The organism is Neolewinella aquimaris (genome assembly GCF_014197245.1).
Classification (GTDB): Bacteria; Bacteroidota; Bacteroidia; order Chitinophagales; family Saprospiraceae; genus Neolewinella; species Neolewinella aquimaris.
In genome coordinates this window covers 128,987-150,824 of record NZ_JACIFF010000003.1, presented here as the reverse complement: position 1 = coordinate 150,824, position 21,838 = coordinate 128,987, and the positions used below count along the sequence as shown (strand labels likewise).

Annotated in this window: 16 protein-coding genes; 14 read left to right on the top strand and 2 right to left on the bottom strand. The window is 58.4% G+C overall.

Annotated features, from left to right (window positions below):
* Nucleotides 1–5 precede the first annotated feature (5 nt).
* A complete protein-coding gene (locus GGR28_RS07305; protein ID WP_183495115.1) occupies nucleotides 6–560 on the top strand; it encodes a GNAT family N-acetyltransferase in 555 nt (184 codons plus the stop codon).
* On the opposite strand, the gene GGR28_RS07300 is transcribed toward GGR28_RS07305, so the two are convergent.
* Nucleotides 557–1,351, bottom strand: coding sequence for a DUF1206 domain-containing protein (locus tag GGR28_RS07300; protein WP_183495114.1), 795 nt, complete (start codon nucleotides 1,349–1,351; stop codon nucleotides 557–559). The two genes, GGR28_RS07305 and GGR28_RS07300, sit on opposite strands and share 4 nt — an antisense overlap.
* Nucleotides 1,352–1,512: 161 nt before the next feature.
* Between GGR28_RS07300 and GGR28_RS07295 the strand changes: the two genes are divergently transcribed.
* The 4 genes from GGR28_RS07295 to GGR28_RS07280 all read left to right on the top strand — a co-directional run bounded on the left by GGR28_RS07295 (nucleotide 1,513) and on the right by GGR28_RS07280 (nucleotide 6,153).
* Nucleotides 1,513–2,784 carry an adenylosuccinate synthase gene (locus GGR28_RS07295; protein ID WP_183495113.1) on the top strand — a complete coding sequence of 424 codons (1,272 nt, stop codon included), beginning with the start codon at nucleotides 1,513–1,515 and terminating at the stop codon, nucleotides 2,782–2,784.
* 58 nt (nucleotides 2,785–2,842) lie between these two features.
* Nucleotides 2,843–3,178: a TfoX/Sxy family protein gene (locus tag GGR28_RS07290; protein WP_183495112.1), complete on the top strand. Its 336-nt coding sequence runs from the start codon at nucleotides 2,843–2,845 to the stop codon at nucleotides 3,176–3,178.
* A gap of 91 nt (nucleotides 3,179–3,269) precedes the next feature.
* Entirely contained in the window at nucleotides 3,270–5,255 is a 1,986-nt protein-coding gene (locus GGR28_RS07285; RefSeq protein ID WP_183495111.1) for a collagen binding domain-containing protein, read from the top strand.
* Between the two features lie 181 nt (nucleotides 5,256–5,436).
* Nucleotides 5,437–6,153, top strand: coding sequence for a hypothetical protein (locus GGR28_RS07280; RefSeq protein ID WP_183495110.1), 717 nt, complete (start codon nucleotides 5,437–5,439; stop codon nucleotides 6,151–6,153).
* A gap of 16 nt (nucleotides 6,154–6,169) precedes the next feature.
* Here the strand turns inward: GGR28_RS07280 and GGR28_RS07275 are convergent, their stop codons facing one another.
* Nucleotides 6,170–7,129 (bottom strand): TIGR03885 family FMN-dependent LLM class oxidoreductase, encoded by a 960-nt coding sequence (locus GGR28_RS07275; protein ID WP_183495109.1) that lies wholly within the window; start codon nucleotides 7,127–7,129, stop codon nucleotides 6,170–6,172.
* Between the two features lie 97 nt (nucleotides 7,130–7,226).
* Here GGR28_RS07275 and GGR28_RS07270 point away from each other — a divergent pair, with 97 nt between their 5' ends.
* From GGR28_RS07270 to GGR28_RS07230, 9 genes are all read left to right on the top strand, one after another.
* Nucleotides 7,227–8,867: an alpha-amylase family protein gene (locus GGR28_RS07270; protein WP_183495387.1), complete on the top strand. Its 1,641-nt coding sequence runs from the start codon at nucleotides 7,227–7,229 to the stop codon at nucleotides 8,865–8,867.
* Between the two features lie 301 nt (nucleotides 8,868–9,168).
* Nucleotides 9,169–10,170: a Gfo/Idh/MocA family protein gene (locus tag GGR28_RS07265; RefSeq protein WP_183495108.1), complete on the top strand. Its 1,002-nt coding sequence runs from the start codon at nucleotides 9,169–9,171 to the stop codon at nucleotides 10,168–10,170.
* A gap of 134 nt (nucleotides 10,171–10,304) precedes the next feature.
* Nucleotides 10,305–12,233 carry an endo-1,4-beta-xylanase gene (locus GGR28_RS07260; protein ID WP_183495107.1) on the top strand — a complete coding sequence of 643 codons (1,929 nt, stop codon included), beginning with the start codon at nucleotides 10,305–10,307 and terminating at the stop codon, nucleotides 12,231–12,233.
* Nucleotides 12,234–12,296: 63 nt separating this feature from the next.
* Nucleotides 12,297–12,680 (top strand): hypothetical protein, encoded by a 384-nt coding sequence (locus GGR28_RS07255; RefSeq protein WP_183495106.1) that lies wholly within the window; start codon nucleotides 12,297–12,299, stop codon nucleotides 12,678–12,680.
* A 43-nt stretch (nucleotides 12,681–12,723) separates the two neighbouring features.
* Complete coding sequence (locus GGR28_RS07250; RefSeq protein ID WP_183495105.1) at nucleotides 12,724–14,271, top strand: ComEC/Rec2 family competence protein; 1,548 nt, start codon at nucleotides 12,724–12,726, stop codon at nucleotides 14,269–14,271.
* 130 nt (nucleotides 14,272–14,401) lie between these two features.
* On the top strand, nucleotides 14,402–15,826 hold the full coding sequence (locus GGR28_RS07245; protein ID WP_183495104.1) for a pyridoxal phosphate-dependent decarboxylase family protein: 1,425 nt from the start codon (nucleotides 14,402–14,404) through the stop codon (nucleotides 15,824–15,826).
* A 402-nt stretch (nucleotides 15,827–16,228) separates the two neighbouring features.
* Nucleotides 16,229–18,523: a GH92 family glycosyl hydrolase gene (locus tag GGR28_RS07240; RefSeq protein WP_183495103.1), complete on the top strand. Its 2,295-nt coding sequence runs from the start codon at nucleotides 16,229–16,231 to the stop codon at nucleotides 18,521–18,523.
* Between the two features lie 226 nt (nucleotides 18,524–18,749).
* On the top strand, nucleotides 18,750–20,291 hold the full coding sequence (locus GGR28_RS07235; RefSeq protein WP_183495102.1) for an FAD-binding domain-containing protein: 1,542 nt from the start codon (nucleotides 18,750–18,752) through the stop codon (nucleotides 20,289–20,291).
* Nucleotides 20,288–21,769, top strand: coding sequence for a deoxyribodipyrimidine photo-lyase (locus GGR28_RS07230; RefSeq protein WP_183495101.1), 1,482 nt, complete (start codon nucleotides 20,288–20,290; stop codon nucleotides 21,767–21,769). The genes GGR28_RS07235 and GGR28_RS07230 overlap by 4 nt, the downstream gene beginning before the upstream one ends.
* The last annotated feature ends 69 nt before the right edge of the window (nucleotides 21,770–21,838 follow it).

Here is a 21,838-nt window from a genome sequence, read left to right as displayed (position 1 = left end):
CCCCCATGCAGACGTACCGCATCGTACCCGCTACGGCGGCTGATTTCCCCACCATTGAGCGACTGGCTCGGCTGATCTGGCCAGAGACCTTCGGAAGTATTCTCTCTACTGCCCAGATCGAGTACATGCTTGACCTCATGTACAGCGAGGCAGCCCTGATGGAGCAGGTAAAAAAGGGGCACGTCTTCCATCTTTTGCTCGACGCACTGGGTGATGAAACATCCGGCTACAGCCACCACGCGCAACTCAGGTACCGGCCGGTGGGCTACGTAAGTCACGAAGTGAATAACCTGCCGGGCACCACCAAGATCCATAAAATCTACTTGCTCCCCGGTACCCAGGGCCGCGGATACGGTCGGGCACTGATCGACAAGGTGGAGGCGATTGCGCGCCGCGCGAACCAAACCAAGCTGCGTCTGGACGTCAACTTTCAGAACCCGGCCGTCAGCTTTTACGAGCACTTAGGTTTCAGGAAGATCGATCGCTTCGATACGGAAATCGGCCAAGGTTACCTGATGGAAGACTGGCGAATGGAAAAAACGTTGCTGCCCCGAGACTAGACCCGCTCGTAGCGCGCCCGGATGAACATGAAGAGCCCGTAGGCTAGCAGCCCCAGTCCGACGATCACAAGTAAGGCGGCTCCGTACGATTGGTTTTCGATGTAGGAGAGCGACTCACCAATGCCCTTGAACTTGCTCGCGTCGTCCATGGTGGCGGCCTTGAAGAGGGAGTAGGCGATGATGCCGTAGACAACAAAGCGGGCGGTAAGCCCTACCTCACCGGTTTTCTTGAAGGTTTCGCGTTCGTCGTGGCTGAGTTGCTGTCCCTCGATACCGTCCATGTGTTTGTTGGTGACGGCCCGGTATAATTGGAAAATCGCGACGCCGGCCATGATGAGGGCGATGGCACCGATAACGTAAGGACCCCAGCTTTCGGAGAGGATGCGGGCGATGATGTCCTGCTTGCTCTGTCCGCCACCGCCGCTGCTGTTCGTGAAGGCCAGTTTGAAGGCATGGGCGCTCAGAATTCCGTAGGCCGTGCCGCTGACGGCGTAGGCGATGCGCTTCACGATGCCTTCCTTATCCTTTCCTTCGTTCTTTTTGTCCTGTACGGCCGTGTACCAGCGCCAGCTGCAGTAGGCAAGCAGCCCCACTCCGATCAGAAACAGGAGGACCTGACCGAAGGGGTTGGTGCCGATCCAACTGATGACGGCCTTCGGCCCACCACCGGAGCCGCCTGCACCACCGACTACGCCGGCGATGGCGAAGATGCCGATGAGTGAGTAGACGATCCCCTTGGCCGTGTATCCGGTGATGAACAACTTGTTTTCGGTAGAATTACTCAGTGCCATTTCGGGAAGTTTATTGATGTAAGGGTGTTTTGCCACCGTAATGTTCGGTCAATCGGGGCGGGGTCGCGGGTGCAATGAAGATAAATAGGTCTACCTTTGCCCACGTTTTTAAACGGGCGCATCGCAAAGAAGCGGTGGAGTGCCCCCAAAAGGCAGTTGTAATGGCCGTAGACGTACTATTAGGTCTCCAGTGGGGAGATGAAGGCAAGGGGAAGATCGTAGATGTTCTGGCCCCTCAGTATGACATCATCGCCCGTTTCCAGGGCGGCCCCAATGCGGGACATACCCTCATCTTCGACGGAAAGAAGTTCGTGCTGCACACCGTCCCCTCCGGGATCTTTCGCAGGGAGCAGCATAACCTGATCGGCAACGGCGTGGTCATCGATCCCATCACCCTCTCCAAGGAACTGGACCAGCTTGACGCCGCCGGCATCGACTACCGCGGCCGGCTCTTCGTTGCCCGCAAGGCGCACATGATCCTGCCGACCCACCGGTTGCTCGACGCCGCCCGGGAAAACGCCAAGGGGGAGCGGAAAATCGGCTCCACCCTGAAGGGAATCGGACCGACGTACATGGATAAAACCGGCCGAAACGGCATGCGCGTGGGGGATTTGACTGCCCCCGACTTTCAGGATCGGTACAAACGTCTTAAAGAAAAGCATCTCCAACTGGTGGGACTGTACCCCTACATTGAGTTCGATCTCGCGGGCGAGGAAAAGGCCTGGTTCGAAGCCGTGGACCGGCTTAAGGAACTTCCCTTCGTCGACGGCGAGTACTACATCAACGAAGCTTTGGATGCGGGCAAGAAAATTCTCGCCGAGGGAGCTCAGGGAAGTATGCTCGATATTGATTTCGGCACCTACCCCTACGTTACCTCGTCCAACACGATCACCGCCGGCGTCTGCACCGGCCTGGGCGTAGCCCCGCAGAAGATCGGAGAGGTGATCGGCATCACGAAGGCGTACTGTACCCGCGTCGGCGGCGGCCCCTTCCCGACCGAGTTGCACGACGGAACCGGAGAGTTTCTGCGGAAAGAGGGTGCCGAGTTCGGTGCTACCACCGGTCGGCCCCGCCGCTGCGGCTGGATCGACCTGGTCCAGCTTCGCTACACGATCATGCTCAGCGGCGTAACTCAGCTGGTGGTCACCAAGGTCGACGTCCTCAACAAATTCGAGACCATTCGGGCCGCCGATGCGTACCGCGTGGAGGGAGAAATCAGCCGCGAGTTGCCCTTCGACCTGGTGCACGAAAATTACGAGGCCGTATACACCGATATCGATGGTTGGAACTCGGACCTGTCCGGGACCAAAACCGAAAGCGAGCTACCGGAAGCCTGCGTCAACTACGTGATGTTTCTGGAGAATAAGCTGGGCGTACCGGTGACCATGGTGTCGACGGGTCCGGACCGGGAGGAATTGGTGTTGCGGAAGTAGCCTGCTCCCGCGTCCCCGCCTGGAAATGCTTAGCTTAGTAAAAAGCTACGCACCTTTCATGGCCGTTTCCGAAGACTACATTGCCTATTTATACGATCAACTTTCCGAGATTGACGAGATCCGGGGGAAGAAGATGTTTGGTGGATACGGCTTCTTCCAGGCGGGGAAGATGTTTGCCATGGTGGGCCAGAACACCTTTCGGCTGAAGGTCGACGAAACCAATAAGCAAGACTTTCTCGAACGGGGAATGGAGCCCCTCCGGTCGGCGTCTAAAAAGCAGGTCATGCCCTACTACGAAGTACCCGCGGAGGTACTCGAGGATCGGCCTACGCTGGTACGTTGGGCCAGGAAATCGATCGATATCGCGCACGCTTCCGGGTTGAAGAAAAAGTAGAATTGCCCGCCCCCTTGACTTTACGTGTTTGAACCCGTAAATTCCATTGACGCCTTACCCGGAATTTACTCACTTAGAACAGCACGCAAAGATGCCCGCTCCACTACTTGCCGGCCTCGGGGCCAAAGGCGTTTCCGAACTCATTGCCATTGGCGGCATCGTCGTCAGTACGGGCACCACCGTTGCCACCCTTCCGAGTAGCACCGTTACCATCGGCTCCATCTCCCTCTCGATGGCTACGGCCGGCACCATTTACGTCGGCGATCGCTTCATTATTACGGGGCACGTCGAGGTTTCCTACGGTGAAGTAAGTGCGGGAGAGGGCAAAATCAAACTCGAGATCGTTGAGGAAGGACACGGGGTGTTGAAGACCAAGGAGGTCAGCGGTCAGGCGCCGAAGGAGCGGGTTACGATCCGGCTGGTGGGGCAGACCATCAGCCACGGCAAGAAGTTTTATTACCTGCGGGCTACTCCGACCGGCGAGGAAGACCTGTCGTGGTGGCCTACGGGCGACACCGTGGTTACGAAGGCTCCGTCCATTTCCAATTCCCTGGCCATCGAGGTGCAGAAACCCCTTTCCTTTTCCACCAAACTGCTTTCGGCCTTCGTCAATCACGGGGAAAAAGCGCGGGCCATTATGAAGGTGACCAATCACAGTGAATCCAGGGCCCGGCTGCTGGCTCGGCTGTCAACCACCAACTACAGCTTACCGAGTGGGAAGTACCTGGATCCGAAAACCAGCGATCTGATCATCATCGACCACCGGGGCAGCCACCCGGGCGACGACCATGCCAACGAGCAGACGTTCTACTTCGAGCCGGTAAAGCATTATTACCACAGTCACTTTATCAAGCACGGCAACCTGCCCCTATCGATCTACGATCAGCTGCTTCCGAGTAAGGAGCAGGTATTTGACCCCATTCCCGTGCTCTGTAAGGGACAGCAAGCGGACCGCCGCGTGGGGTACCTGCCCGGTCATGGATTTCCAGGAATTCGGGAAGGAGAATACGCCTACGCGTGCATTGTGCAGGATGAAAACGAAAGCGGCATACGCGCCTTCGCTACCCTGAGCGACGCATTTGGAAACGCGCTCGAGGCCACCTCTTCAGCTAACGGCAGACTCGCCTTTAGCGGTACCCTCATGGGGCAAATCGCTACCCTAACCATTACGCCCGAAGCGGAGCGGTATGCTCCGTATTCCCGGCGTCTTTTCCTCGATCAGCCGTCCCTCACGGAAAGCGACGACGCCTACGTGTTTCATCCAAAACCCCTTCCCCCCATCGTCGGTGTCATTATGCTGCCTGGCGAGCGTAAAGTGATTCCCGGCACTGTAGTCCAGTTGCTCGACCGGGACGAGGAGGTTGTCAGCGAGACGATCAGCGGACAGGACGGTGGTTTCACGTTTGACACCACTGCCGCCAGCTTCCCCGGGGGCCGGGCGCTGGTACGGGCTCATTTGCCCTGGAACATCACCTACGACTGGGACGAGCCGGTACCCCTCCTCAAGATCCCCCTTCAGGCGGTAGTTGCGGGTGATGCAGTATTCCCCGTGAAGGCAAGCGTTCGGCCCGCGGAGGCAATGGTCACCATCAAGGGGATAACCGGTCTGAAGGACTTTGCCTCCCGGGCGTTCGTACCGGCGGGTGGAGTAACGATTGTCGTACGTACCGAGACCTACAAGGTGGTTGAAACCGCGACGAGCGCCGATAACGGCCAGTTTTCCTTTCGGGTCAACGCAGGCACCTATCTGGTTGAGCTTTCCAATGCCGGCGAACTGGGCTACCGCGAGGTACCGGCTAAGCTGATGGAATTGCGGTCGACCCGCACCGGCGTGCATGTCATTCTTCGCTTCCCCACACCCGAAGTGGAACGCATCACCCCTCACGTGATCCGGTGGCGGGGTGGTTACCGGGAGGGGGATATGCTGGCCGTGCTATTGCAGGGAGAGGTAGTCCGGGCATTCGAGGTTGAGGAAGGAGGCACCTACATCGATCTGCGGGAGTTGCAGGCGGAAGGTGAGCTTCGCGTAGCGATAAAGCGGGGGGAGCATTTGGGTCCAGGGATTTCAGTGCCGTAAGGAAACCAAAAATATACCGTAGGCGGGGGCGCGGGTGCAGGGTTGATGTGGAAGCAGCGAGGCGTCGTTGGCCGACTAAGGTAGTTAGCGCACTGTTAATTAGTTTTAACCTTCTGTTATATATCCAGAAATAACATCTGTAGTATTACGAAGGGCCTATACTAGCGGAAACAGATCGCTCGTGAACTACTTAGTTGCTATTGCAAGTTTAATTCTAGCCGTAAATTCCTTCTCACGGGCACAAACCTTAGAAATAGAGCGGAAGAACCTCCTTCGCCTGTATGAAGAGGATATAATAAATGCCGACGCCTACCGGGATAATGCCGATAGATTTTCAATTATAATAAACGACTTGGGTGGATATCCCAAACTACCCCTTTCGGCGGATAATCAGATTAATTTTGGGGATACCCTGATAACGGGGCTACCAAAGAAAACGAACTTCAATGCATTGAGGGAATGGTCTGCTATGAACTTCGGGTCGTTCGAACGGGATGGTACACTATACGAAGATGTTGAATCGGGCAGACTTATAGTTTCAGGGTCTATTATTATGAATAAGTTCAAAGATGCGCGAAAACTATTCAGGAGGAACGACCCCATAGAAGTACGGTGTCACTTTATACTTAATGCATACGTCAAAGACCAGAAGGTCAAAGTGGAGTTTATCGCACCAAAGTTTGGGTATAAATACGGATGGATAAGCGTCGAAGATATAGTATACAGCGAAACGATACGATACGCAAAATTGTCCGAAATGCTGCCCGTAACTTCGGCAAGCCCAAGCTACTGGAAAGGGGATTTGGATTTATTAATGGAGTTGCCCGGTCGGTTTGATGATATATTAAATTCGATTAAAAACTACCTTGCCGATCATCAAGAGCGCTCAGACTTTTAATGATTTGGTCCATACGCTACAGCCGCGGCAGCACCTCCTTTCCGAAAAAGTCAAAGAAGTACTCCTGATTCAGGCCAACGTTGTGAAAGATGATCTTATCGAAGCCGAGGGCTAAGTCTTTCTTGATGAGCTCCACGTGTTCCTCGGGGTCGAGGGTCATGCGGATCGAAGCTGCGACCTCCTCCTCTCCGATAAACTGGCTGGCGGCTTCGAACTGCTCCGGTGTGCGCAGTTCTCCGTGCACCGATCCCGTACCGATGTTGGTTCGCCACTGTTCGTGGGCCAGTCGGCGGGCTTCTTCCATCGTAGGGGCCACGCTGAGGTCTACCTTCAGGTAGAGCGGTTTGCCCTCGCCGCCGTTGCTGCGAAAGGCATCGATGACGTCGTCGAGCTTGTTGTGGGGCTTCCATACGGTGTAGAGCGCATCGGCCCAGGGAGCGATCTCGGCCGCGGTGCGGGCGGTGATGGCGGCACCGACGGCCAGTGGCGTCTCCTCGGGCAGGGTGAACAGGCGCACCTCTTCGGCGGTGATGAACTCGCCGCGGTGGGTGAAGCGCTCTCCGGCCCAGAGCCGCTTCATGATCGACACGGCCTCGGCCAACTTGCGGTTGCGGGCGGCTTTTTCGGGCCAGTGGTTGCCGGTGATGTGCTCGTTCAAAAATTCTCCGCTGCCGAAGCACGGCCAAAAGCGACCGGGGTACATCTGGCAAAGGGTGGCCACCGCCTGGGCGATGACGACCGGGTGGTAGCGTTCGTAGGGACAATTGACCACGCCGCAGGGAAGACCGGTAGCCTCCAGGGCAGAACCGAGCCAGCTCCAGACGTAGCCGGACTGCCCCTGCGCATTGCTCCACGGAAACAGGTGATCGGAGCTCGCCAGCTCCCCAAATCCGGCACGTTCCGCTTGTTTGGCCAGGTCAAGCAACCGGCGGGGCGTAAACTGTTCGTGGGAAATCTGGTAGCCAAAGGTGGGCATGGGTCGGTATTTGCTCGTTAAATCGTTATTGCGTGCCGGATGTTTATATATGTCCACCACCCAGTGCACCACACCGGCCCAACTTCGTTACAGGACCATGATCGACGACTACTGGTACAAAAACGCCATCATCTACAGCCTCGACCTTGAAACCTTCATGGACGGAAACGGCGACGGGGTGGGAGACTTCCGCGGCCTTAGCGAGCGACTCGACTACCTCCACGGGCTAGGCGTGGACGTGATCTGGCTCGCCCCCTTTCAGCCCACCCCCAACCGGGATAACGGCTACGACATCAGCGACTACTACGGGGTAGATCCACGCCACGGCAGCGGCGGAGACTTCGCGGAATTCATGCACCTGGCCAACGACCGGGGCATGAAGGTCATCATCGACCTGGTCATCAATCACACCAGCGACCAGCATCCCTGGTTTCAGCAGGCCCGGCAGGGGGAGGACAACCCCTACCACGACTGGTACGTCTGGAGCAAGGAGAAGCCGGAGGATGCCGAGGAGGGCATCATCTTTCCCGGCGTGCAGGAACGCACCTGGACTTACGACCGTAAGGCCCAGAAGTACTACTTCCACCGCTTTTACGAGTTCCAGCCCGACTTGAACATGGGCAATCCGGCCGTACGCGAAGAACTGCACCGGGTAGTAGGGTACTACCTCTCGCTCGGGGTGGCTGGTTTCCGGGTAGATGCCGTACCCTTCGTACTGGAAACTCAGGTACCGGGTGGCCTGGATAACGTCAAGATCCGGTTTGAGATACTCGAAGACCTCCGCCAGTTTCTTTCGTGGCGGCGCGGCGACGCCGTCCTGCTGGGGGAGGCCAACGTGGATCCGAAGCAGGCTAAAAAATACTTCGGCGATGGTGGCGGACTGCACATGATGTTCAACTTTTACGTCAACCAGTTCCTTTTCCACGCCCTGGCCAGTAAGGATACCGGTCCGCTGCGCAAGGCTCTCGAACAGACCCGAATGGACCTACCCATGGCACAGTGGGGCCACTTTTTACGCAACCACGATGAGCTCGATCTGGGCCGACTTTCCGAAGAACAACGGCAACTCGTATTCGAGCACTTCGGACCGAAAAAAGAAATGCAGCTCTACGACCGGGGCATCCGCCGCCGTCTGGCCCCGATGCTCAGCGACCGGCCGCAGATCGAGCTAGCCTATAGCCTGATGTTCAGTCTGCCCGGCACGCCGGTGATGCGCTACGGCGATGAACTCGGAATGGGCGACGACCTGAGTCTCAAGGAACGCGATGCCGTGCGCACTCCGATGCAGTGGAGCGAGGACAGCAATGCTGGCTTTAGTTCCGCGTCCACCAAAGATCTGGTGCATCCTCTCATTGATAAGGGACCCTACGCCTTTCGCCTGCTCAATGTCGAGGAGCAGATGCGCCGCGACGACAGCCTCCTCAACTGGACCAAGCGAATGGTGCGCCTGCGCAAGGAATGCCCCGAGATCGGCTATGGCGAGTGGGAACTTGTGGATACCGGTCAGCCCGCCGTTCTCGGCATTCGCTACCGCTTCCGGGGGAAGATCGTCCTGATCTTGCACAACCTGAGCGACGAGCCGCTGGTCGTGGAGCTGAAGAAGAAACCGGAAACCGCGTGCCGTCTGATCGATCTCCGGGAGGTCGTGGCGCTCGCCCCGGAAAAAGACGGCACCCACTTGGTGCGGCTAGGCTCACTGGGGTACCGGTGGTTCCGGTTGAAGGAGGTACGAGATTAAGCAGCCGGACGGCTGAAGGCCGTCGCCACCAGTAGCGTCGCGCTTTAGCCGACAAGCTGCAAGTAACAACCCGTAACAAAGCAGCCGGACGGCTGAAGGCCGTCGCTACTTGTACATCGCTTCAGCCGACACGCTGCCTGAATGAACTGCCTTAAGCAGCCGGACGGCTGAAGGCCGTCGCTACTTGTACATCGCTTCAGCCGACACGCTGCCTGGACTAACCGTAACAAAGCAGCCGGACGGCTAAAGGCCGTCGCTACTATGTCGTAGCTTCGGAAGTTAATCACCAACCCATTTGGCTATGCCCAGCTCCCGCGTTTTCTCCGCTCCCGTAAACTGGGGCATCATCGGGTGTGGCAACGTTACCGAGGTCAAGAGCGGGCCTGCCTACCAGCAGACGGAAGGGTTTCAACTTGCGGCTGTGATGCGCCGGGATGTGGAGAAGCTAGAGGATTACGCCCGCCGGCACCAGGTGAAAAAAACCTACTCCGATGCCGATGAACTGATTCAGGACCCGGCAATCGATGCCATCTACATCGCCACTCCCCCGGATACACATCGCTATTACGGACTCAAAGTCGCCGCCGCCGGCAAACCCTGCTGCATTGAAAAACCCCTCGCCCCCAGTTATGAGGACAGTCGTGCGATCACCACTGCATTCCAGGAAAAGAACCTCCCCCTCTTCGTGGCTTACTACCGGCGGTCGCTGCCCCGTTTCGTGCAGGTGAAGCGGTGGCTGGACGAGGGAGCCATCGGCGCGGTACGACACGTAAGCTGGCAACTCAACAAGCCCCCCGGAGAGTATGACCGCTCGGGAGAGTACAACTGGCGGACCGACCCTACCGTAGCCCCGGGAGGTTACTTCGATGATCTGGCAAGTCACGGCCTCGATCTACTTACTTACTTCCTCGGCGACATCCGAACCGTTCACGGCATCAGTCTAAACCAGCAGGGACTCTACGCTGCAAAAGACGCCATCACGGCCTGCTGGCAACACGGGAGCGGGGCAACCGGAATGGGATGCTGGAACTTCGGCTCCGCCATCGCCACGGACCGGGTGGAGATATTTGGCAGTTCCGGAAAAATTAGCTTTCCGGTATTCGAAGACCAACCGCTATTCCTGGAGGGCGGCGGCGCGCAGGAGCAATGTATGATCGAAAACCCGGCAACCGTACAATTACCCCATGTGGAAAACATGAAACGGCAACTGTTGGACGGAATCCCTCATCCGTCTACCGGCAAATCGGCACTGCACACCAGTTGGGTAATGGATCAAATACTGGGACGAACTGGTGCGACGTAGGCCTTCGGGAGAGCGAAAAGTCGCACACGAAACAATTGGGGTCAAGTGATAATATATTTAATTACATTTATCAACCGCCGCTGTCAAATATGCGTGTCGGCCTTACCCACGTTCCCACACTTAAACGCCCGATTATGAAATTACTCTACACATTGGTTATCCTCCCCCTTTTAGTACTGCTGCCGGCGGGGGGGCTATTATCCCAGAATTTGATCTCCAATCCCGGCTTCGAAGTTGGCACCGGTGATGATTTCACCAATTGGAGCAAGCTCAACGGTGCGGACTACCTGCTGGCAACCGAGGAAGCTGGTGAGGTACGTAGCGGCGACCGAGCGCTGTATGTCTCCAGTCCCGGCTTCCCGGGAGAGCAGTGGAGGGTGCAACTCATTTCTGATCCCGTACCCACTACCGTAGGAAACAGTTACACCTTCACAATCTGGGGGAAAGCCGCGGAGGCGGGGGCAAATATCCGCTTCTCCACTCAGCCCAATGCACTTTATGGCCCCGATACCGCCGTGCCGGCGGATGTTTGGACGCAGCTGTCGTGGACCTTTACCGCGAACGAAACCATGACCCGAATTGCCCTCGATCTGGGCCAAACCGCCGTCACGTTCTTCCTCGACGACGCCGAGATGACCACACTTGACGACACACCATGCGTGGATGAATTTGACGTGCCGGATGATCAGCAGCCGATCGCGACGGGAAAGGGCAAGTTCCTGGGCTCCATCTACAGTGCTGCCCAGCAGAAGGATCACGAGCACTACTTCAACCAAGTTACTCCGGAGAATGCCGGTAAATGGGGGAGCGTCGAACGGGTAGAGGGGGTGTACGACTTCTCCGACATTGACGAGGCCCGCGCCTATGCGGCGCGCAATAACTTCCCCTTCCGCTACCACGTCCTCCTGTGGGGCAACCAGCAACCAACCTGGCTACGCCCCATGAGCGATTCGGAAAAGATCGCAAAGATCCGCGCCTGGTTTCAGGCCGTAGCGGACCACTTCGACGGCAGCTCCGACGCCCGTGCCACCCTGGAATACCTGGAAGTTGCCAATGAGATCATCAACGATCCGCCCAACGGCATCGACAACGCTCCCTATTCGAACAACTCCGCCGACGCCAACAGTGGCGATTACGTTAACGCACTTAAAACGCTGAATGCCGAATTGGGGACCGAGCCCGGCGAATACGACTGGATCGTGAATGCCTTTAAACTCGCCCGCCAGTACTTCCCGTGTGAGGAGACCAAACTAGTCCTCAACGAGTACAACGTGCTCACCAACTTCCTAAACATTACGGACAAGTACCTCGAGGTCGTCGACCTTCTGATGGCCGATGACCTGGTAGATGTACTTGGATTTCAGGCCCACGCCTTTACCACGCGGAAGTACGACAGCGGCTCCTTTGAAAATCACACCGCCTTCCTCCGCAGCCACGTAGACCGTCTGGCCGCTACCGGCCTACCCCTGCAGGTGACCGAACTGGACATCGATGGCAACGTCGACGATACTTATACCCCCACCGACGACGTAGCGGTAAGGGATTCCTTCCAGAAGGCCGAATACCAGCGCATCTTTGGTATGCTTTGGAACCACCCCGCCGTCACCGGCATCACCCTCTGGGGGTTCCGTACCGGACACTGGCGCTCCGCCCAGCTCGCCTACCTGATCGATCCCTGTACCGACCGGGAACGGCCGGCCCTCGGCGAATACCTGAACGACAGCATTCGTAATGGACCCATCCCCCCCCTGAATGATTACGCGTACGCCTGCCCCACCACCGCCCTGTGGGGCGGCTACGATCAACTGACAACCCGGGTGGAATTATTTCCCAATCCCACCCGTGGGATGACAACCCTGCTGCTCGGTACGCCCCTTCCCGGTGCGGAACTACGGTTGTACGATCGACTGGGCAGGGAGCTGCTCCGGAAACCGATCGGGGACCAGCAACAACGGATCGACCTCGACCTGCCTTCCCTCGGATTGACAACCGGCGTTTATTTTGTCACGATCCACGCGGGGGACCGGCAGCGCAGCCTGAAGCTAACCGTCGCACCGCGGTAACCAGTCGTCCGAAGTGGTTGGCGTACCTTACAAGTTGCCATTTCTTTGCCTTCCCTTCATCGCGTGAAATTTATCTACCTAACCGAGGTTCTCGACCTTCAGACACTGACCCTGATCAAACTGTCGCTTGGTAGGGAGGGATTGGCGTACCGGGTCATGCACGAAAACGGCCTTAACGTCGGACCCTACCTGCTCGGCGGCCGCGGTGCGATCGTGGAAGTGGCGGAAACGGACTACCCAAGCGCCGTAGCACTGCTGGAAGCCGAAGGCATCCCTACCGATACACCCGCCGAAGCGAGTGCGTTTGGACGACTCCATGAGCTGGAATTGCTTACCGAAAGTCTGCCGTTGGTGGGACGGTGGAATGTCGTCGCTCGATTTCTGATTCTTGCGCTGGTGCTTGCCGGAGTAGTAGCCGTACTGATTCATCAGATCGTCCTGCGCTAAAGCCCGTACCTTCTGGTGGGTTTTCTCATCAATTGGTACATACATGGCCCATACTTACGTCGACCTTGGCGAGAACGGTAGTTCCGTTTACCTCTATGCCTTCGATCCGGGGGAGGGTCAGTTCAAACGTGCCCGTCAGGTACTCTGGGGCGACTGGCTGCGGCTAGCCGATCACCGTCGCCACCCGGCGGTCGGGCCAGAATGGTTGGCCATCAACTGGGCTCCGCGTACCGAAGACCGTATCCTCTACATCCCCCGCGAGCATACCACCGACCGGCGCCCACTCGAGATCATTTTCCTTGATGTTGGGCAGGGGGACGGTGCGGTACTCATCACTCCCGAGCGCGACGCGGACGAGAAGATCGTCGTGATCGACGCCGGTGACTCCTCGCACATGCGGGCCTTTCTCGACGGCCGCTTTCGGGCCTACCGGGGGTTCCAGTTCGAGGCGGCCATCATGACCCACCCCGACACCGATCATTACCGCGGTTTCAGGACCATCTTTAGTGACTCCCGCATTGGTTTCAATACGGTCTACCACAACGGTTTGGTGGAACGGCCCACCGGCAGCGGCTACGATAAAGTAGGCGGGCTCACCGAAGACCCGCCCGGCAGCGGGCAGTACTACATTGAAGACCTGGCCGTGGACCGTGCCGATATTCTCCGCCACTTCGACAATGCCTCCACCTTCGGCAATTACCGCTTCGCACCCATCATGCACAGCGCCCTGCACAATCCCCTGATCGGCGACATCCGTATGCTCTCGACCGATTCCGCCCACAGTATCCACGTCGACGGCCGTGCCTATCTGCCTGAGTTTGCACCGCGGCCGGACCGCCCCTACAGCATTGAAGTACTGGGGCCGGTAGTAGAGTTCGGAGCTTCCAACCTCCCGCGGCTTCGCAGAATCAGTAGCAACTACAACAAGACTAAGAACGGCCACTCGATCATCCTGCGCCTCCACTTTGGCAAGTATCGGATCCTGTTTGGCGGTGACCTGAACGTGCCCGCCGAAAAATATTTGCTTAGTCGCTACGCCGGTTTGCCGGCATTTCCCCGCAGGGGCACTCCCGATTACGACCGGATGATGGAGGAGACTCCTCACTGGTTTCGCGCCGAAGTACTCAAGGTTTGTCACCACGGCTCGGAAAAGGTGACCGACGAATTTTTGGATGTGGTACATCCGGCCTGTTTCGTCATCTCCTCGGGTGATCAGGAGGGCCACGTGCACCCCCGCCCCGACCTGCTGGGCCGACTGGGCAAAGCCGGTCGGGGAGCAGCGCCGGTGATCCTGGCTACGGAGTTGCAACGTTCCACCCGCGAACTGGAAGATCCCGCCAACGTAAAGGAGCTCAATGACGAGATCGATGTGCTGGCCCGTGAGGGGGGAAGTGCCGACCTGCTCCGCTCCATCAGGGAACGCATTCGGAAACTGGCCCGGACCAATGTTGACGTGTACGGCGCTATTTACCTTAAGACCGACGGGGAGCGGTTGATTACCGCCTTTAAGCTAGAGGAGCTGTCGGATAAGAAGAAGTGGTTTTACTATGAGTACGTGATCGATGAGGCGGGGGAGTTGGAGTTGAGGTAGGGGGGCGCTGCCGGAGGCAGCATTGTGCTTTCGCCGCCTGAGGCAGCATTGTGCTTTCGCCCCGATAGCTATCGGGGGAGACCGCATTGTACTGGTATTGCGTAGTATTGGCGACCGATAACTCCTGCCAATGATCCCTTTCGACCTCACGCCAGATCACCGCCGCCAGCTGTTCGACGAGCTGCTGCCGCAGTTGGAAGCTTACTATACCCATACGCGTGACCGAAGGGTTGCGCCGGAGCTCGATCCGCAGCGGGTAAGGGATATAGTGGGTGGATTCGACTTCTCGAAGCCAGTGCCGGCAGGGGAGGCCGTTGATTTTGTCGTGAACAGCCTGCTGGAGCACCAGGTGCACGTGCCGCATCCGATGTACTACGGACTGTACAATCCACGCACCAACTTTCCCTCCATACTGGCGGATCTCATCGCGGCCTACTTTAATCCGCAACTGGCGGCGTGGAGCCACTCGCCCTTTGCGGCGGAGGTGGAGAGCTACCTGGTACGGGAGTACGGCAAGCGATTCGGTTACGACGGGGCGACGGTCGACGGCACCTTCACCAGCGGGGGAGCGGAAGCCAACCTCACCGGGGTACTTTGCGCAATCAACCACCGGTTTGCGGACTACGCCAATCGGGGATACAAAGCTTTCGACGCGGAGCCGGTCGTGTACTGCTCCGACCAGGCCCATCACTCCGTGGTCAAAGCGGCCCGGGTGGCCGGACTCGGCCTCGATAGCGTGATGCAAATTCCAACGGACGAAGGCTTACGGATGTCGGTACCCGCCCTGACCGACCGCCTTGCGAGCGATGTGGAAGCAGGCAGGGTTCCGGTAATGGTCATCGCGACCGCCGGGACGACGGGTACGGCATCCATCGACGATCTACCGGCCATCGCCGACCTTTGCGAGCACTACGGAATCTGGCTACACGTCGATGCCGCATTTGGCGGAGCGGCGGTACTCAACGAAGCGTATAGGCACTGGCTAAGGGGGATCGACCGGGCCGATTCCATCACCACCGACATTCACAAGTGGCTCTCGGTGCCCATGGGGACGGGGATGTTCCTGACCCGCCACCCAACCATTCTCGATCGGACCTTCCGTACTACGGCCGAGTACATGCCCCGGGAGGGCAGTTCGCTGTCGATCGTAGACCCGTATACCCACACCATTCAGTGGTCGCGGCGCTTTCTGGGGCTGCGGATGTACCTGTCGCTGCTGGTCTTCGGGTGGGAGGGGTACGCAAAGACGATCCGGCACCACGTAGAAATGGGCGATTATCTGCGCGACCGGCTGTCCGCCCACGGTTGGACCATTGAGAACGATACTCCGCTCCCCGTTGTCTGTTTCTCCCGGACGGGCGGTAGCAGCGATTATGGGACTGAGGCTCGCGCCATATGTCAGCGCGTAGTAGATTCGGGGGAGGCGTGGCTTTCGGTTTATCCCGTTCGCGGCGTCGACGTCCTGCGGGCCGGCATCACCAACTACGCCACTACGCGGGAGGACATCGACCGACTCGTGGAATTACTCAGCCGCTTACGGGACGATGCCGATTAAGCTGGCTCTTTTAAGTAGTTGCTTTGCTCCTGCGCTCCGCCGCCCTTATTTCATGTTCCTATGGACCTTGAAAAAATGAGGAAAGCGCCATCGCTTTTTACCGCATGGTCATTTGTTTCCCGCAGATCGCGCGGATTTTTGCAGATACTCAGGTCAAGCGGCCGCTGGTCCGAGACAAGTAAAGGGCAAGCGGATTACGGTTTAAGATCGCCGCTGCGCGGAAGGTTTTTTCACCACGGATTACGCGGATTTTCGCAGATTTTAGGTCGAGGCGTTGCACGCCGAGTTATTCGCAGATATGCGCCGAGCTATTCCTCCGGTCCGAGACAGCCACAAGGCAAGCGGCTCATAGGTATACTCTAAATATTGAATACCATACCTTAGTCGGCACACCCGTACACTATGAAAGGCACCCTTTACCCATTCCTTCTGTTACTGCTATTCTCGACCGCAGCTAGTGGTCAGACCGCTTTACTGGGGAAGATCGACAATCCCGTCGATTACGCCGATCCGCTGCTGGGGACCGACTCCCACTACAGCCTTTCCAACGGCAACGTGTACCCGGCGATCGCGCGGCCGTGGGGGATGAACTTTTGGACGCCGCAGACCGGCGAGATGGGCAACGGATGGGCATACACCTACGACGCAACCAAAATTCGCGGCTTTAAGCAGACCCACCAGCCGTCGCCGTGGATGAACGATTACGGGCAGTTTTCGCTGATGCCGGTGACGGGTACCCTCCGCTTCCGCGAAGAGGAACGGCAGAGCTGGTTCTCGCACAAGGCCGAGGAAGTAAAACCCCACTACTACCGGGTGTACCTGGCAGACCACGACGTTACGACCGAGATCACCCCCACGGAGCGGGCGGCGCGCTTTCGCTTTACTTTCCCGGAGACCGACAGCAGTTTCGTGGTCGTCGATGCCTTCGACCGGGGATCGTACGTGAAGGTCATTCCGGAGGAGCGCAAGATCATCGGCTACACCACCCGAAACAGCGGGGGCGTGCCCGATAATTTTAGGAATTACTTCGTGGTGATCTTCGATAAGGATTTCGGGCTGACGAAAACCTTCAGCGATACCACCCTAACCGATGCACTGGAGCAGGAATCGAACCACGCGGGCGCGGTCATCGGATTCAAAACGGCGAAGAGAGAGCAGGTCAACGCCCGGGTGGCGTCCTCCTTCATCAGCTACGAACAAGCGGAGCGGAACCTGGAGGAGATCGGGAGCGACGACTTCGATGCAGTACGGGAAGCGGGGCGTGAAATCTGGAACGAAGAGCTCGGTCGCATCGCGGTAGAGGGCGGCACCATCGATCAGTTTAGGATCTTTTACAGCTGCCTGTATCGTTCGTTGCTCTTTCCGCGCAAGTTTTATGAGTTCGATGCGGAGGGAAAGGTCGTGCACTACAGCCCCTACAACGGCGAGGTGCGTCCGGGATATATGTTTACAGACACGGGTTTCTGGGACACCTTCCGGGCCCTTTTTCCCTTCCTCAATCTGATGTACCCGGAGCTGAACGGTCACATCCAGGAGGGGCTTTCCAATGCCTACACCGAAAGCGGGTGGTTGCCGGAGTGGGCCAGTCCGGGACTGCGCAACGTGATGGTGGGCAACAACTCCGCCTCCGTGGTCGCCGAGGCCTACCTGAAGAGTGGCGACACCTACGACTACGACATTGAAAATCTCTACGAAGCGCTCATTCACGGAGCGAATAACGCAGGACCGATGACCGCCGTGGGCCGGGCCGGCGCCGAGTACTACAATGAGCTGGGCTACGTACCCTACGACGTCGGCATCAACGAAAACGCGGCCCGTACCCTGGAGTACGCCTACGACGACTTCGCCATTTACCGGCTCGCAAAAGCCCTAGGCAAGCCCGCCGCGGAGGTGGAAAAATACCGGCAGCGCAGCCTCAATTACCGCAAACTTTACGATCCCGAAACCAAGCTGATGCGGGGCAAGAATCGCGACGGACAATTCATGGCCCCCTTCAACCCCTTCAAGTGGGGCGACGCCTTTACGGAGGGCAACAGTTGGCACTACAGCTGGTCGGTCTTTCACGACGTGCAGGGACTGATCGATCTGATGGGAGGCGAGGACGAGTTTACTGCCCAACTCGACCGGGTGTTCTCCCTGCCGCCGGTCTTCGATGAAAGCTACTACGGCCAGGTGATCCACGAGATCCGCGAGATGCAGATCGCCGATATGGGGCAGTACGCCCACGGCAACCAGCCCATCCAGCACATGATCTACCTCTACAACTACGCCGGCCAGCCCTGGAAAACCCAGCACTGGGTGCGGGAAACCATGAACCGCATGTACCTACCCACCCCCGACGGCTACTGCGGCGACGAGGACAATGGCCAGACATCGGCCTGGTACGTCTTTTCGGCGCTGGGCTTCTATCCCGTCGCGCCGGCTACGGATGAGTACGTACTGGGTGCCCCCCTGTTCCGGAAGATCACGCTGCAATTGGAAAACGGCAAGACGGTAGTCATCAATGCGCCGGAAAACAGCGATGAGAACCGCTACGTCCGGCAACTGCGTCTAAACGGCGAGGCGTACAACAAGAACTGGATCGGCCACGAGGCACTGATGGAGGGTGCCACGCTGGATTTCGAGATGACGGACGAACCGAATGAGGAGCGGGGCAGTACGAGTACGTCTTACCCCTATTCCCTCTCCACCGAGTAGCGACGGCTTCAGCCGTCAAGCTGTTTATTCCTTCGTGCAGCGTGGTGACTCAAGTAAAGTAGCGACGGCTTCAGCCGTCAAGCTGTTTCTAATATTTATGCAGCATGGCGACTGAAGTCGCCGCTACGGATATGGCTAGCCGTCAAAGTTGTTTCCGGCAGACAGACAGCGTGGCGACTCAAGTCGCCGCTACTTGGGAACACAAATGATGCATTTACTCTTGTAGATGTCAAACGACCACCCGATGAACCGTCCGCTGACCCTGTGGTGGATCAAGAAAGACTTCCGGCTCGCCGACAACCCGGCCCTCACGGCTGCGCTGGCGCAGGACGAACGCGTACTGGCGGTATTCTTCTTCGAGCCCGACATTCTGGCGGCGGAAGAGACGTCGGCCTTCCACGTCGCTGCCTGGTGCGAGGCACTCACCGCGTTGCGTAACCGGCTGGCGCCCCACGGCGGGGAAGTGCTAGTGTTGCACATGGGCGCGGTCGCGGGTGCGGCGTACATCCACGAAAAGCAAGCCATTCGGGCAATTTTCTCTCATGAGGAGATCGGATCCGAGGTGACTTACCGTCGCGATCGAGCCTTCGGGGAATGGACCGCAGCCAACGGGGTGGACTGGCACGAACTTCCCCAGACCGGGGTATTCCGGGGTACCCTCGACCGCGACCGACGGGCGGCGCGGTGGAAAGCATTCATGCGGGCCGACAACATTCCACCCGTGCCGGATCCCGGACAACTACAAAAACTCAGCATCCCCTCCGACCATTTCGGCGAAAAAAACTTACCGAGCGAAGCGCTGCTTCCCCAAAATTTCGGTCACCCCCTCCGGCCCGATCAGTTGCAGTACCGACAGGCGGTGAGCGAACCCGCTGCGGAAGCTACCCTGCAAAGTTTTCTCTACGAGCGCGGTCAGTGCTACAGCGGTGGCATTTCCTCTCCCAACTTAGCCTTCACCTGCGGATCACGCCTGTCGGTACACCTGGCGTGGGGGACGCTAACGGCCCGGCAGGTATACGCAGCCACCGAAGCGCGGCAGGCGGAAGTGAAAGAAGCAGACAGTGAGGAAGCGAAAGCATGGAAGAATTCGCTGCGCAGCTTTAAGAGCCGGTTGCACTGGCGCGACCACTTCATTCAGCGATTAGAGACCGAAAGCGGCATGGAGTTCATGCCCCTCAATCCGGCCTATGCCGAACTGCCCACCCCCGGCGACGAATACCTCGAACGCTGGCTTGCGGGCCAGACCGGCTGGCCGCTGGTAGATGCCTGTATGCGCTGCGCGGCTTCCACCGGTTTCCTAAACTTTCGGATGCGGGCCTTCATCACCTCCGTAGCCGTCCACAGCCTGCGGATCGACTGGCGCAAGATTCTCTACCCCACCGCCCGCCTCTGGGCTGATTACGAGCCGGGTATCCACATCTCCCAGACCCAGATGCAGGCCGGGGTGGTCGGCATCAACCAGCTCCGTATCTACTCCCCCGACAAACAACTGGCCGACCACGACAGGGAGGCCACCTTCGTTAAAGCCTGGGTGCCCGAACTGCGCGAGGTGGAACCGAAGGCTATTCTACGTCACCACCTCTCCCCAATTTCTGACTATCCGACACCCCCCGTTGACTGGCGGGAAAACTCCCGGGCTATGAAGGCCGACTACTACGCCATCAAGACCCTGCCGGAATCCCGGGCACTCGCCGAGGAAGTCTACGCCAGGCACGGTTCGCGTAAGGGTCCCCGACGCCCACCCCGGAAAAAAACCACGACGCCTTGACTCCCCAGGAAATATTGCACCTGCGCACCCGCCCCCTCACGTCTCACCCCATCGAAACGGAGGGGAAAGAATACGTCCTTTGCTGGCTTATGCAGGCCCTGCGGGCTAAGGAAAACCCCGTACTGGATACGGCCATTCTGCTCGGCAACGAGCTCGGGTTGCCGGTAGTTGTCGTCCACGCGCTAGAGAATCGGTATCCCTATGCTTCCCACCGCCTGCACCGTTTTATCCTGGAGGCTAGCCTGGAACTCGGTCCGGATATCGAGGAGCGGGGGCTACGCTTCGTACGCTGGGTACGCCGTTCCGGGGAAAGTGAAGTGGACGTTATCGCCGAACTAGCCAAACGGGCAGCGGCCGTGATTGCCGACGACGTGCCCACCTTCGTGACTCGCACCTACGCCGATGCCCTGGCCGAACGCTTTGACGGAGCGGTATGGGGCGTTGATGCCTGTTGTGCCGTACCCATGAACGCCTTTTCGGAACACCTCGACACGACGAAGGCTTTCCGGGCGGCCCACACGAAACTGCGCGAGCTACACCTGCATACCGATCTCCAGCAGCATCCCGAACCGCCGCGTTTCGATGGCAAGCTGGACCTGGGCGACGGCGGTGCGACGGACCTGACCGAAGCCGGCCTGGACGAACTGATCGCCGACTGCGGGGTAGACATGACTCTCCCGCCAATCGCGGACTTTCCCGGCGGTCGCTCCGTGGCGCTGGAGCGGCTGAACTACGCAATTCGCGAGGTGATCCCCCGCTACAAGTGGACGCGCAACAATCCGGCCCTACCCGACTCTTCCACTCAGATCTCCCCCTGGATGCACTTCGGTGTGCTGTCGCCGCGCGAGGTGGCGGCGGCCGTCCTGAAGGCTGAAAAAGAGGAAGGACTGCACCGTGCGGCCCGCTACAAGTACCTCGATGAGCTGCTGACCTGGCGGGAATACTACCACCACCGTTGTCGGTTCGTAAGTGATTTTAACCAGTGGTCGGGCCTGCCGGACTGGGCCCGTGAAACCCTCGAAGATCATGCATCGGATCCCCGGGAAAACGTGTATAGCCTCGAAGCACTCATCCACGGCGAAACCAACGACGAAACCTGGAATGCCGCCCAGAAGGAATTTCTCGCCGGCGGCTGGATGAACAACAACCTGCGCATGTACTGGGTGAAGCAGATCATCCGCTGGCGCCCGGACCCACGGGAAGCCTTCGGCGTTGCCTGCTACCTCAACGATCGGTTCAGTCTCGACGGCCGCGACGCCTCCACCTACGGCGGCATCCGCTGGGGCTTCGGGGAAGCGAGGAAGGGCTACCGGGAGATCGAGCACTACGGATGGGTGGCACCCAAGGGCGACGGCGCCCTGCGCAAGCGTGACGGAATGCCGGAGTGGCTGGCGGAGCGGGCCGGGCGGGAGGTGGTGCGGGTGAGTGTACCGGAGATCGAGGAGGCGGTGGAGCGGTATTGTCGTCGGTCGAACTAGTCGTCGGCCGACCGAGGTACGAGGCTCGTTCGCCGACTAGGGACACTGAAGGCAAAAGAAAATTCTAAC

What these genes read in the sequence shown, in the direction of transcription:
- GGR28_RS07300 (WP_183495114.1), bottom strand. Translation starts at nt 1,351, where the DNA reads ATGGCACTGAGTAATTCTACCGAAAACAAGTTGTTCATCACCGGATAC.
- GGR28_RS07275 (WP_183495109.1), bottom strand. Translation starts at nt 7,129, where the DNA reads ATGCCCACCTTTGGCTACCAGATTTCCCACGAACAGTTTACGCCCCGC.
- GGR28_RS07250 (WP_183495105.1), top strand. Translation starts at nt 12,724, where the DNA reads ATGGCCCATACTTACGTCGACCTTGGCGAGAACGGTAGTTCCGTTTAC.
- GGR28_RS07290 (WP_183495112.1), top strand. Translation starts at nt 2,843, where the DNA reads ATGGCCGTTTCCGAAGACTACATTGCCTATTTATACGATCAACTTTCC.
- GGR28_RS07235 (WP_183495102.1), top strand. Translation starts at nt 18,750, where the DNA reads ATGTCAAACGACCACCCGATGAACCGTCCGCTGACCCTGTGGTGGATC.
- GGR28_RS07270 (WP_183495387.1), top strand. Translation starts at nt 7,227, where the DNA reads ATGATCGACGACTACTGGTACAAAAACGCCATCATCTACAGCCTCGAC.
- GGR28_RS07240 (WP_183495103.1), top strand. Translation starts at nt 16,229, where the DNA reads ATGAAAGGCACCCTTTACCCATTCCTTCTGTTACTGCTATTCTCGACC.
- GGR28_RS07295 (WP_183495113.1), top strand. Translation starts at nt 1,513, where the DNA reads ATGGCCGTAGACGTACTATTAGGTCTCCAGTGGGGAGATGAAGGCAAG.
- GGR28_RS07245 (WP_183495104.1), top strand. Translation starts at nt 14,402, where the DNA reads ATGATCCCTTTCGACCTCACGCCAGATCACCGCCGCCAGCTGTTCGAC.
- GGR28_RS07285 (WP_183495111.1), top strand. Translation starts at nt 3,270, where the DNA reads ATGCCCGCTCCACTACTTGCCGGCCTCGGGGCCAAAGGCGTTTCCGAA.
- GGR28_RS07305 (WP_183495115.1), top strand. Translation starts at nt 6, where the DNA reads ATGCAGACGTACCGCATCGTACCCGCTACGGCGGCTGATTTCCCCACC.
- GGR28_RS07260 (WP_183495107.1), top strand. Translation starts at nt 10,305, where the DNA reads ATGAAATTACTCTACACATTGGTTATCCTCCCCCTTTTAGTACTGCTG.
- GGR28_RS07265 (WP_183495108.1), top strand. Translation starts at nt 9,169, where the DNA reads ATGCCCAGCTCCCGCGTTTTCTCCGCTCCCGTAAACTGGGGCATCATC.